This is a genomic window from Streptomyces sp. A012304, assembly GCF_026008495.1.
Classification (GTDB): domain Bacteria; phylum Actinomycetota; class Actinomycetes; order Streptomycetales; family Streptomycetaceae; genus Streptomyces.
The window spans coordinates 31,905-43,362 of sequence record NZ_BQUN01000209.1; the positions used below are offsets into that span (position 1 = coordinate 31,905).

Annotated in this window: 13 protein-coding genes; 7 read left to right on the plus strand and 6 right to left on the minus strand. The window is 73.9% G+C overall.

From position 1 onward, the window contains the following. On the minus strand, window positions 1-765 hold a 765-nt coding region (locus ALMP_RS42015; RefSeq protein ID WP_264937307.1), incomplete at its 3' end, for a PhzF family phenazine biosynthesis protein. Window positions 766-1,020: 255 nt separating this feature from the next. Here ALMP_RS42015 and ALMP_RS42020 point away from each other — a divergent pair. Both ALMP_RS42020 and ALMP_RS42025 read left to right on the plus strand, forming a co-directional pair. Then, complete coding sequence (locus tag ALMP_RS42020) at window positions 1,021-2,088, plus strand: NAD(P)-dependent oxidoreductase (protein ID WP_264937308.1); 1,068 nt, start codon at window positions 1,021-1,023, stop codon at window positions 2,086-2,088. Between the two features lie 101 nt (window positions 2,089-2,189). Next, entirely contained in the window at window positions 2,190-2,807 is a 618-nt protein-coding gene (locus tag ALMP_RS42025) for a PadR family transcriptional regulator (protein WP_264937309.1), read from the plus strand. A gap of 80 nt (window positions 2,808-2,887) precedes the next feature. On the opposite strand, the gene ALMP_RS42030 is transcribed toward ALMP_RS42025, so the two are convergent. Next, a complete protein-coding gene (locus tag ALMP_RS42030) occupies window positions 2,888-3,316 on the minus strand; it encodes an SRPBCC family protein (RefSeq protein WP_264937310.1) in 429 nt (142 codons plus the stop codon). A 256-nt stretch (window positions 3,317-3,572) separates the two neighbouring features. On the opposite strand from ALMP_RS42030, the gene ALMP_RS42035 reads away from it, so the two are divergent. Both ALMP_RS42035 and ALMP_RS42040 read left to right on the plus strand, forming a co-directional pair. Then, complete coding sequence (locus ALMP_RS42035; RefSeq protein ID WP_375803622.1) at window positions 3,573-4,124, plus strand: Clp protease N-terminal domain-containing protein; 552 nt, start codon at window positions 3,573-3,575, stop codon at window positions 4,122-4,124. 275 nt (window positions 4,125-4,399) lie between these two features. Beyond that, complete coding sequence (locus ALMP_RS42040) at window positions 4,400-5,404, plus strand: DMT family transporter (RefSeq protein WP_264937399.1); 1,005 nt, start codon at window positions 4,400-4,402, stop codon at window positions 5,402-5,404. 44 nt (window positions 5,405-5,448) lie between these two features. On the opposite strand, the gene ALMP_RS42045 is transcribed toward ALMP_RS42040, so the two are convergent. After that, a complete protein-coding gene (locus tag ALMP_RS42045; RefSeq protein WP_264937400.1) occupies window positions 5,449-6,144 on the minus strand; it encodes a pyridoxamine 5'-phosphate oxidase family protein in 696 nt (231 codons plus the stop codon). Window positions 6,145-6,191: 47 nt separating this feature from the next. Here ALMP_RS42045 and ALMP_RS42050 point away from each other — a divergent pair, with 47 nt between their 5' ends. Then, window positions 6,192-7,523, plus strand: a complete 1,332-nt coding sequence (locus tag ALMP_RS42050) for an aminotransferase class I/II-fold pyridoxal phosphate-dependent enzyme (RefSeq protein ID WP_264937312.1) — start codon at window positions 6,192-6,194, stop codon at window positions 7,521-7,523. Window positions 7,524-7,648: 125 nt separating this feature from the next. Here ALMP_RS42050 and ALMP_RS42055 read toward each other — a convergent pair whose 3' ends face one another. Beyond that, a complete protein-coding gene (locus tag ALMP_RS42055) occupies window positions 7,649-8,671 on the minus strand; it encodes a DMT family transporter (RefSeq protein ID WP_264937313.1) in 1,023 nt (340 codons plus the stop codon). A 38-nt stretch (window positions 8,672-8,709) separates the two neighbouring features. On the opposite strand from ALMP_RS42055, the gene ALMP_RS42060 reads away from it, so the two are divergent. Continuing rightward, on the plus strand, window positions 8,710-9,678 hold the full coding sequence (locus ALMP_RS42060; protein ID WP_264937314.1) for a LysR family transcriptional regulator: 969 nt from the start codon (window positions 8,710-8,712) through the stop codon (window positions 9,676-9,678). A 22-nt stretch (window positions 9,679-9,700) separates the two neighbouring features. Here ALMP_RS42060 and ALMP_RS42065 read toward each other — a convergent pair whose 3' ends face one another. Continuing rightward, the gene (locus ALMP_RS42065; protein WP_264937315.1) at window positions 9,701-10,168 is read right to left on the minus strand and encodes a pyridoxamine 5'-phosphate oxidase family protein; all 468 of its coding nucleotides are present in this window, start codon (window positions 10,166-10,168) and stop codon (window positions 9,701-9,703) included. Between the two features lie 140 nt (window positions 10,169-10,308). Between ALMP_RS42065 and ALMP_RS42070 the strand changes: the two genes are divergently transcribed. Then, window positions 10,309-10,962 carry a cysteine hydrolase family protein gene (locus ALMP_RS42070; RefSeq protein ID WP_264937316.1) on the plus strand — a complete coding sequence of 218 codons (654 nt, stop codon included), beginning with the start codon at window positions 10,309-10,311 and terminating at the stop codon, window positions 10,960-10,962. Here ALMP_RS42070 and ALMP_RS42075 read toward each other — a convergent pair. Beyond that, complete coding sequence (locus ALMP_RS42075; protein ID WP_264937401.1) at window positions 10,949-11,419, minus strand: Rieske (2Fe-2S) protein; 471 nt, start codon at window positions 11,417-11,419, stop codon at window positions 10,949-10,951. The two genes, ALMP_RS42070 and ALMP_RS42075, sit on opposite strands and share 14 nt — an antisense overlap. Window positions 11,420-11,458: the final 39 nt, after the last annotated feature.

Here is an 11,458-nt window from a genome sequence, read left to right on the forward strand (position 1 = left end):
GAGCAGCGTGCGCTCGCCCCGCAGCCCGGTGCGCACCAGGCCGGAACGGTGTGAGGCCTGGAGGCCGGTGAGGTCCTGCCGGCCCAGGCGTTCGGACCAGTAGGGGGCCAGGGCGGTGTGGGCGCTGCCGGTGACCGGGTCCTCGTCGATGCCGAGGTGCGGGAAGAAGCAGCGGGAGACGAAGTCGTAGCCCCGCGCGGGGTCCTCGGCGCGGGCGGTGGCGATGACGCCGCGCGCGGAGCGGGCGGCGAGGGCCTTGTGGTCGGGGGTGAGGGCGCGGAGGGTCTTCTCGTCGGCGAGTTCCAGCAGCAGGTTCCCCACGTTCGAACCGGTGTCGAAGGCGGCGACCGGCTCGGCGCCGAGGGCGTCGGCCACCCCGGCCGGGAGCTTCGCGGGGGTCAGCGGGGCGGTCGGGAAGTCCAGCGTGATGGAGCCGTCCTCGGCGGGCGTCGCGATGAGGACACCGCTGCGGGTCGCGAAGCGCACGGGGCCTCGGTGGGCGCCCGTGGTGTGCAGGACATGGGCGGTGGCGAGGGTGGCGTGCCCGCACATGTCCACCTCGGTGACGGGGGTGAACCAGCGCAGCGCCCAGTCCGCCTCCCCACCGGCGGGGAGCGGGTGCGCGAACGCCGTCTCGGCGTGGTTGACCTCCATGGCCACGTTCCGCAGCCGGTCGTCGGCCGGGAAGGCGTCGAGGAGCAGGACCCCCGCCGGGTTGCCGGCGAAGGGACGGTCGGTGAAGGCGTCGACGATTCGAATCCGCATGGCCTCGACGGTAGGGCGTGGAGACGAGGGCGGACCAAGGCCAATTCACGAGGTGTGGCCCCGAATTCACGAGGTGTGGCCCCGAACCGTCCTGGTGCGGCCCCGCGCGGACGGAACCGGCGGCGTCCGCCCGCGCGTTGAGGGGGTGACCGGCCTGGAGGGCGGGGCGGCGGACGGGAGGGACCGACTCTGAACGGCACGACGGCGGAGGACGGTCGGACGGGTGCGGCGGGTGTGACGGGGCAGGGTGGTCGGATGGGTGTGGCCGGTGTCGTGTCGGAGGGTGGTCGGAACGCTGCGGGCGGTGTGGTGGCGGAGGGCGGTCGGGTGGTCGCGGCGGCCAAGGACGGCGATGGCACGGTCGTGTTGACGGGTGCGACGGGTTTCATCGGATCGCATGTGTTGCGCGCGCTGTCGGCCCGCGTGCGGGGTGAGGGCCCCGCGCCGGGCGTGCGCGCGCTGGTCCGCCGCGTCCCGGACCTCGGCACCGCCGACGACACCGCCGCCGTCGAGTGGGTGCGCGGCGACCTGACCGACCCGGGTGCCCTGCGCGGGCTGTGCGAGGGCGCCCGCGCGGTGGTGCACCTGGCCTCGTACATCGGTGGTGACGAGCGGCGGTGCGAGGCGGTGAACGTCGACGGCACCCGGGCGCTGATGGCGGAGGCGACGCGGGCCGGGGTCCGCCGTGTGGTGCACCTGTCGACCGCGGCGGTGTACGGCGCCGGCCCCCACCGGGGCATCGCGGTCGACGAGATCCCCGCCGAGCCGGTCTCCGCCGTGAGCCGGACCCGGCTGGCGGGGGAGGCGTACGCGCGGGAGGCGGGCGCCGTCGTGCTGCGGCCGGGGATCGTGCTCGGGGCGGGGGACCGCTGGGTCGTGCCCGGCCTGCGCGAACTGGTCGAGCGGGTGCCCGCCGAGTGGGACGGCGGCCGGGCGTTGCTGTCGGTCGTGGATGTCGGCGACCTGGCCCGGCTGATCGCCGCCGTCGCCGTCGGCCCGCACCCGGTGCCGCCCGGTGTCCATCACGCCGCCCACCCGGACCCGGTCCGCGTCGGGGACCTGCTGGCCGCGCTGTCGGCCCAGGGAGTGCTGCCGCCCCGGCCCTCCGCGGACTGGCCCTGGTCGACCTGCCTGGAGCGCCTGCGGGCGACCCCGGGCCGGGCGTCGGAGCGACAGTTCGCGCTGGTCGGCCGGGACCACTGGTACCGCGCCGACGACCTCTGGAAGCTGACCGCGGAGCCCCCGGGCCCCGGCCCGCTGAGCCGCCTCGCCGACTCGGCGGAGTGGTACCGCGCCTGTCTGGGGCGGTTCGGCACGGCCTGAGCGCCGCACGTGTCCGTGCGAGGGCTTGCCATAAGAACAGTCCCGATATATCGTTGAAGCATCGCGACAGATCAACGAACCAATGAAAGAGAGTGATGGCGATGCGTAACCACGGATTCGAGCGTGGACATCGACAGGACGGCCCCCACGGGCGTGGCCGGGGTGGCTTCGACGGGCGGCGGGCGGCCTTCGGTCCCTTCGGGCCGGGTGGTCCCGGCTTCGGACCGGGCTTCGGCCCCGGCCCCTGGGGCGGACGAGGGCGCGGCGGCCCGAGGGGAAGGGCCCGGCGCGGTGACGTGCGGGCCTCGATCCTGGCCCTGCTCAAGGACCGGCCCATGCACGGCTACGAGATGATCCAGGAGATCGCCGAGCGCAGCGGCGGCGCGTGGAAGCCGAGCCCCGGCTCGGTCTACCCCACCCTCCAGCTGCTGGAGGACGAGGGCCTGATCAGCAGTGAGACAGAGGGCGGCAAGAAGCTGTTCTCGCTCACCGGGGCAGGCCGCGCGGCGGCCGAGGAGGGTCCGGACGCGCCCTGGGAGGAGGCCTCGCGTGGGGTCGACTGGGAGGCCCTGAGCGAGATCCGCCAGGCCGGCGTCGGTCTGATGGAGGCCTTCGGGCAGGTCTGGAAGACCGGCGACAAGGAACAGCGCGAGAAGGCACTGGCCGTCATCAACGACGCCCGCAAGAAGCTGTACCTGATCCTCGCCGACGAGGACTGACCCGCGGCCGTGGGCCGTCCCCCGTACGGCCGTCGAGGCGCCCCGCGTGAACCCGCGCGGGGCGCCTTCGCGTGTCCCCCTCAGGCCACCAGGCCGTCCAGCTTGCGCAGCGACTCGTTGAGCGCGGCCGTCGCCGAGTCCTTCAGCCTGCCCGCCATCAGTGAGACCGCGGCGCCCGTGAACTCGCCGTCGATCCGGACCGTCGTGGCGTCGCCCTCGGGCAGGAGCGTGTAGCGCGTGGCCACGGTCACCGCCATCGGCCCCTTGCCGCGGATGGCCAGCACCCGGGCCGGTTCCAGCTCCTCCACGGTCCACTCGACCTCCGCCGGGAAGCCCATCAGCTTCATGTTCTCCTGGAAGGTGGCGCCCACTTCGAGGTGCTCGGGGCCGCCCGCGGGAAAGTCGGTGTGGGTCGCGTTCCACCGGCCGTAGGCCGGCCAGTCCGTGATCCGGGCCCACACCTGGTCGGCCGGTGCCTGGATACGTGCCTGCGCGCTGACTTCGGCCATGCGACCACCTCTTCGTGTCGGGCGATGCGGGCTACCGGTGTCGCGGAACGTAATGCCGGGGCCTCGAACATTCAATACTGACGAACCGTCAGGAAAGCGCCGGCGGTCGGGTCGGGAGGCGTGGGCCGCGCGTCCGAGTGGCTGGATCTCCTCCGTAAGGAGGAGATTCCGTCCGCCGTTGTCCACTCTGCGTGGGACGCGAAAATGCTCCCCTCCGTGGATGACCCGGACCGGCCGGCACTGATGGGGTGGGGATGTGCGACCCCGTATTCCCCGGCAGTCGGCCCTTGACCGGACGGCACACGCCTTGGACGACGACGCCGGGCTCAGCGCGGAGCTGGCGGCGGCGGTCGCCGGTGCGCGCCGCAGGGCGGTGCGGGACGGGGACCGGCAGATCGACACCGCGCACCTGCTGCATTCGCTCCTGGAGCACGACCCCGAGGTGCGCGCCGCGTTCGACGACGGCCCCCGGCTCGCCCGGCTCCTCGGCTACCTCGTCCAGCGCAGCATCGGCTACGGCCTGCGCTGGCAGACCGGGGTCGAGGACTCCGGCGCCCTGCCCGTCGTCCCGGCCGTCCCCGACGCCGTCGAGGGCTTCTCGCCGCTCGCCTCCGCCGCGATGCGCCGCGCGCGCGAGCGGGCCGCCGGGCGTGACCGCTTGGATGCGGCCGACGGCCGGGGCGGGGGCGACGGCCGGGCGCACGGGATCGACCTGCTGGCGGCGATCGTCGCCGACCCGCAGTCCCGGGCCGTCGAAGTCCTCACCCGCGCCGGCGTCGACGTGCCCGCGCCGAACTCCCGCGTCTAGTAGTACATCGGCCCAGCGCGCCGGGCGGGAGTACGGCGAGGGCGGCCGGCGCAGGTACGGCGAGGGCGGCCGCCTGCCGGAGCCACGGGGAAAGTGGTCCGCCGGAGTGCTACGGCGAGGGTGGCCTGCCGGGATACGGCGACGGCGGTCGTCTCCCGGAAGGCGCCGGAGGTGGCGAGTGCGCGCCGTGAGGCGGACGTCCGGGCCGCGCCCCCGGTCCAGCCGTCGAGACAGGTGTCAACGGGGGTGACGGTCATGTCGTGGCCTGTCATCATGTGCCGGTGCATACGTCTGTGAGCAGTCAGGGCAACCGCGGGAAGGGCCTCGGCCTCGGTCTGGCGATCGGCTCGGCCATCGCCTTCGGCGGATCGGGGGTCGCGGCCAAACCGCTGATCGAGGCGGGTCTCGACCCGTTGCACGTGGTGTGGCTGCGGGTCACCGGCGCGGCGCTGGTGATGCTGCCGCTGGCCGTGCGCCACCGCGCGCTGCTGCGCCGCCGCCCCGCCCTGCTCGCCGGCTTCGGCCTGCTCGGCGTGGCCGGTGTCCAGGCCTTCTACTTCGCCGCGATCTCCCGCGTCCCGGTCGGGGTCGCGCTGCTCGTGGAGTACCTCGCGCCGGCGCTGGTGCTCGGCTGGGTGCGGTTCGTGCAGCGGCGGCCGGTGACACGTGCCGCCGCGCTCGGAGTGGTCCTCGCGGTGGGCGGGCTCGCCTGTGTCGTCGAGGTCTGGTCGGGGCTCGGCTTCGACGCCCTCGGTCTGCTCCTCGCGCTCGCCGCCGCCTGCTGCCAGGTCGGCTACTTCGTCCTGTCCGACCAGGGCAGCGACTCCGGCGACGGCGCCCCGGACCCGCTCGGCGTCATCGCGTACGGCCTCCTCGTGGGCGCCGCCGTGCTGACGGTCGTCGCCCGGCCCTGGGGCATGGACTGGTCGGTGCTCGCGCACTCCGCCGCCATGGACGGCACCGACGTCCCGGCCTGGCTGCTGCTCGCGTGGATCGTGCTGATCGCCACGGTCGTCGCGTACGTCACCGGCGTGGTCTCGGTGCGCCGGCTCTCGCCGCAGGTGGCGGGTGTGGTGGCGTGTCTGGAGGCGGTCATCGCGACCGTGCTGGCGTGGTTCCTGCTCGGCGAGCACCTGTCGGCCCCGCAGATCGTGGGCGGCGCGGTGGTCCTGCTGGGCGCGTTCATCGCCCAGTCGTCCACGCCCGCCAAGGGCTCCGCGGAGCCGGTGGCCACCGGCAGCCCGGAACGGGAGCTGTCCGCCCGGGGGACCAACGCCTGATCACCGGGGGCGGGGCCACCGGGTGCCCCGCCCTCCGGTGGGGCTCACAGCACCGCGAGGTAGTCCGGCAGTTCGACGCCGGGCCGCAGGTCGGCCTCCGGGACGGGGGTGTCGTACCCCTTGCGCAGCGGGACGACGCCGGCCCAGTGGGGGAGGGCGAGGTCCTCGGGCTCCTCGTTCACGCCGCCGGTGCGGGTCTTGGCGGATACCTCGTTCAGGTCGAGGCGGATCACGGCGGTGGCGGCCAGTTCCTTCTTGTTGGCGGGCCGGGAGTCGGCGGCGCGGCCGGGCACGACGTGGTCGACCAGGGCGTCCAGCGCGGCCCGCTTCTCCTCCGGGTCGGTGACGTCGTACGCGAGGCCGTGCACCACCACCGAGCGGTAGTTGATCGAGTGGTGGAAGGCCGAGCGGGCCAGGACGAGCCCGTCGACATGCGTCACCGTCAGGCACACCGGCAGCCCCGGGTCGGACTGCCCGGCCATCCGCAGCGGGCGCGAGCCGGTCGAACCGTGCACGTAGAGCGTTTCGCCGACCCGGCCGTAGAGGGTCGGCAGCACGACGGGCGCGCCGTCGCGGACGAAGCCCAGATGGCAGACGTAGCCCTCGTCGAGTATCGCGTGCACCAGTTCCTTGTCGTAGGAGGCCTTCTGGGCGGAGCGGGTGGGGACCGTGCGGTCGGTCGGGGTGTAGGCGGCGGGCGGTGTCGTCGTCCGGGGGGTCCCCTGCGCGGCGGTCTCCATGGCGGTCTCCATTGCGGGCTCGTTTGTACTAGTGCATAATCGGCTTTGTGCTAGGAGAGTATCGGATCACGGGGCGGCGCGCAGCGGACATTTCCGCGAGCATCGAGCGCGCGGTGGGCGCCGGTGCGCTGGAACCCGGACAACTACTGCCTCCTATGCGGGAGTTGGCGGCACAGCTCGGGGTCAATCCGAACACCGTCGCGGCCGCCTACCGCACCCTGCGCGAGCGCGGGGTCATCGAGACGCACGGGCGACGGGGCAGCCGGGTCCGGCCCACGCCCGCGACGACCGGCCGTGAGAGGGTGCGCCTCGACGTCCCGGCCGGGGTGCGCAACCTGGCCGACGGCAACCCCGACCCGGCCCTGCTGCCCCGGCTCGCGTCGGCCTTCGCGGCGGCGGCCGAGGAGGCCGACCGCCGGCCGGTGCTGTACGGCGCCGACCCCGTGGAGCCGGAGCTGTCCCGCCGCGCGCGGGCCGCGTTCGACGCCGACGGCGTACCGGACGGGCCGCTCACCGTGGCCGCCGGTGCCCTGGACGCCGTGGAGCGGGTCCTCGTGGCGCACCTGCGGCCGGGCGACGGCGTCGCCGTCGAGGATCCCGGCTGGGGTCGCGTCTTCGACCTGGTCGCGGCGCTCGGACTACGCGCGGTCCCCGTGGGCGTCGACGACGAGGGGCTGCTTCCCGACCCGCTGCTCGCCGCTCTGGCGGGCGGGGCGCGGGCCGTGCTCGTCACCGGCCGGGCGCAGAATCCCACCGGAGCGGCGGTGGGCGCGCCCCGGGCGCGTGCCCTGCGCGCCGTCCTCGCCGCGCACCCCGGGACCTTGCTGGTCGAGGACGACCACGGACATGGCATCGTCGACCTGCCGCTGCACCCGCTGACCGGTGTCACGCACCACTGGGCCTTCGTCCGCTCGATCAACAAGGCGTACGGGCCTGACCTCCGTTTCGCCCTGCTCACCGGGGACGAGGTCACCGTCGACCGGGTGCGCGGACGGCAGCGGCTCGGGCCCGGCTGGGTGAGCCTGCTGACGCAGCGGGCCGTGGTGCGGCTGTGGACGGACGGTGCCGTGGACGGGCCGTCGGTGGCGGCCGCCTACCGTGCTCGACGCGAGGTGCTGATCGGCGCGCTCGCCGCACGCGGTGTCACCGCCCAAGGCCGCAGCGGTATGAACGTGTGGGTCCCCGTCCCCGACGAGACCGGCGCGGTCGCCCGCCTGCTGCACGCCGGCTGGGCGGTCGCCCCCGGGGCCCGCTTCCGTTTGAACAGTCCCCCGGCCATCCGCGTCACGGTCTCGACGCTGTCCGAGGCCGAGACCGGTCCCTTGGCGGACGCGATCGCCTCGGTGGCGGCGGCGGTGCCGGGGCGGGGGTACGTCTGAGGCGTCGCGGGCTTCGCCAAGGGGTCCTGCGGCGGACAGGTGGCACGGGCGGGCGGCGGGGTGGACGGGCGGGCGGGAGGCCCCGGCGGCGGGGCGGAAGGGCGGCGCGGGCGGTGCCCCCTGGTTCAGCCGGAGATCTTCCGGGTCCGGCTCCGGGTGGGGGTCCGGGGCCGTGCCTGTGTCAGCGCCGCCCCTGCCAGGACGATCACCGCGCCCACCGGCGTCGACCAGGTCAGCGCCTCGTCGAGCAGGACGACACCGGCCCCGGTGGCGATGACCGGGATGAAGTAGGTCACCATCTGGGCCGTCGTCGGGCCCACCTCGGAGACCAGGCCGTACTGGAGCAGCACCGCGAGGCCGGTGCCGAGGGCGCCCAGGGCGGCGATCGCGAGCAGCGGGAGCAGCGGGAAGCGGGTGGGGAGGGCGGTGAACAGGGGGGTGACCAGGGCGAGTTGGGCAGTGGCCAGGAGCAGTTGCGCGCCGGTCATCGACAGGGCCGAGGATCCGCTGTCGGCGAGGGTGCGGCGCAGGTAGATCCAGCCGACCGGATAGCTGAGCGAGGCCAGCAGGGCCAGCGCGGTGCCGCGGGCGTCCAGGCCGTGGAAGCCCTGCCAGGCGCCCAGCACGGTCAGGACACCGAGGAAGCCGAGGCCCAGGCCCGCGACCCTCACCCGCGTCGGCCGGTCCTCGGAGAGGGCCACGAGCGACAGGGCCATGCCCCACAGCGGCGAGGTCGCGTTGCAGATTCCGGCGAGGGTGGAGGGGATCGTCAGCTCGGCGTAGGCGAACAGCGAGAACGGCAGAGCGTTCAGCAGGAACGCGGCGACCGTCAGATGGGCCCAGGTGCGCGCCCCGCGCGGCAGCCGCTCCCGCTTCACCGCCATCGCCGCGGCCAGCACCGCCGTCCCGAACACCAGCCTGCCCAGCGTCACCTGGAACGGTGCGTAGCCCTCCGTTCCCACCTTGATGAGCAGGAAGCTGAAGCCCCAGATCAGCGACAGGGCCGCGAAACGCAGACGCCAGTCCACGGTGCGGCGGGGGCGGCGGAGAGAGGCGGCAGGGGGTCGGGTGGCGGACGCGGGGGTCGTGGAGGCGGAGGTGACGGTGGTCATGGTCGTAACGGTGCTCGAAAGGATCTCGTAGCACAATCGAGATTTCGCACGGGATATCTCGTAGCATCACTTACATGTTGAACCTGGAGCGCCTGCGCACCCTCGACGCCCTCGCCCGGCACGGCTCGGTCAGCGGCGCAGCCGCGGGGCTGCACATCACCACCTCGGCCGTCTCCCAGCAGATGTCCAAGCTGGAGCGGGAGGTCGGGCAGCAGCTCCTCGCCAAGCACGGACGGAGCGTGCGGCTGACGGACGCGGGCCGGCTGCTCGCCGAGCACGCGGCCCGCATCCTCTCCCAGGTCGAGCTGGCCCAGGCCGACCTGGAGGCACAACGGGGCCAGGTGGTGGGGGAGTTGAGGTTGTCGGCGTTCCCGACCGCCGCACGCGGGCTGTTCCCCGGCGCGCTTGCCGCGCTGCGCGAGCGTCACCCCGGGCTGCGGCTGCGCTCCTGCGAGCTGGAGCCGGAGCACGGCGTCGCCCAGGTGGTGCGCGGCGACCTCGACCTCGCGGTCGTCCTGGACTGGTACAACAAGCCGATGCCGGTGCCCGACGGCCTGGTGAAGGCGCCCGTCCTCGACGACCCGGCCGATGTGGCGATGCCGGCCGGGCATCGGCTCGCAGGGCGGGACGAGGTGGACCTGGGCGAGTTCGCCGAGGACGAGTGGATCACCTGGGGCGAGGGCGAGTTCTGCCACGAGTGGCTGATGTTCACGCTGCGCTCGCGGGGCATCGAGCCGATCGTCGGCCACCGCGCGGCCGAGACGCACACCCAACTGGGGCTGGTGGCCGCCGGTCTGGGCGTGTGCGTCGTACCCCTCCTCGGCCGCCACCCGGTCCCCGAGGGCGTCGTCATGGTCCCTCTCCGCCAACGGGTGCGCCGGCACGTCTACGTCGTATGGCGCGCGGACGCCGACCGCCGCCCGTCCATCCGGGCGGCGGTCGCGGCCCTGAAGGAGGCGGCCCGGAACCTGGGGGACGGGGCGGAGACGGGCTTTTCGTCGACGGCGGGCGGTCGGAGCGGGGCGGCCGACGCGGTCCGGTGAGCGGCGCGGGCCCTCCCGCCCCTCACCGATCCCCGAGCTTGCGGAAGTCCCAGGAGACGATCTTCTCGGGGCGGAGGCGGAGCCAGGCGTGGCGTCCGTCGTGGGGCATCGCGTTCAGGCCGAAGTTCTTGCGCGCGAACAGCGTCTCCACGGCGTCCAGTTCGGCGCACAGCTCCCCGGTGCGCGGGATCTCGCCGACGAACTCGACGGTCCCGGACAGCTCGACGCCGCGCAGCGACTCGTACTCCTCACCGGTGTCGACCACGATCGCCACCCGCGGGTCGCGGCGCAGATCCGCCCACCGTCTGCTGCGCACCACCGAGTACAGCCACAACGCCGAACCGTCCCACAGGAACCACAGCGCGCTGACGTGCGGGGTGCCGTCGGCGGACACGGTGGCGACCCGGCAGGTGCGCTGGGTGGTGAGGAACGCGTCCAGCTCTCCCGGCGTCATCATGATCCTGCGGCCCCGGCGCTGCGTGACGGTCATCCGGCCCTCTCTTCTCTTCTCCCACGTCGTGTCAGAGACAGTCTCTGACATCACGTCAGAAAAGGATGAGTCTTCTTCCGTCCGTTCGCAACGGTGGCTATCCTCACCCGACTTCGCCCACGCCGGCCCCCGGGGGAGCCATGCCGCCCGACCCACGCCTCGATGATCTGCTCGTCCCGGCGACCACCGTCCTGCTGACCGTGGAATGCCAGCAAGGCGTCGTCGGCCCGGACGCCGCGCTGCCCGAACTCGCCCGCGCGGCCCGCGCCTGTGGCGCCCTCGCCAACGTCGCCCGGCTGGTGGCCGGCGCGCACGCCAGCGGCGTCCAGGTGATCCACGCCGTCGCCGAACGCCGCCCCGACGGCCGGGGCGCGAACCGCAACGCCCGGCTGTTCCGCGCCGCCGAGCGCCTGCCCGTCCAGCAGCACCCGGGAACCGCCGCGGTCCGCGTCGCGCCCCCGATCGAGGTCACCGACGAGGACCTCGTCGTACGACGACTGCACGGGTTGTCGCCGATCCAGGGCACCGATGTCGACGCCCTGTTGCGCAACCTAGGCTGCCGCACCCTGGTCGTCGCCGGCGTCTCGGCCAACGTGGCGGTCCCGAACGCCGTCTTCGACGCCGTCAACCGCGGTTACAGCGCCGTCGTGCCGAGCGACGCCATCGCCGGGGTGCCGTCGGACTACACCCCCGCGATGATCCGCCACACCCTCGCATGGGTCGCCACGGTCGCGACCACGGACGAGGTGCTGGCGTGCTTCGCGCGGCAGGACGCGAGCGTCAGGCCAGCGTGATCGAGTCGCCGCTGACCGCGATCTTCACCTCGGGCAGCGGCTTCTTCGCGGGACCGCTCTTCACGCTGCCGTCCGTGATCGAGAAGTTGCTCTGGTGACAAGGGCAGTTGATGAGCCCGTCGGCGACGCTCTTCACCGCGCAGCCCGCGTGGGTGCAGACGGACGAGAACGCCTTGTACTCGCCCGCCGTGGGCTGCACCACGACCACCTTCTCCGCTTCGAAGACCTTGCCGCCGCCCTCGGGGATCTCCGCGGTCGTCGTCAGCGCGTTGCCGGCCGCCGCGCCACCCGTGCTCGCGGACTCGGAACTGCCGGTCGAACCGGTCGAACCGGCAGAATCGGTCGCGCCATTCGAATCGGTCGAGGCCGAGGAGCCGGACGAGCTCGACGAGTCGTCGTCGGAGCCCCCGCAGGCGGTCAGCGCGACGGTGAGTCCCGCCGCTCCGGCGGCCGCCACGACGGTACGGCGGGGGGGGGCCCGCCCCGCCCCGAGCGA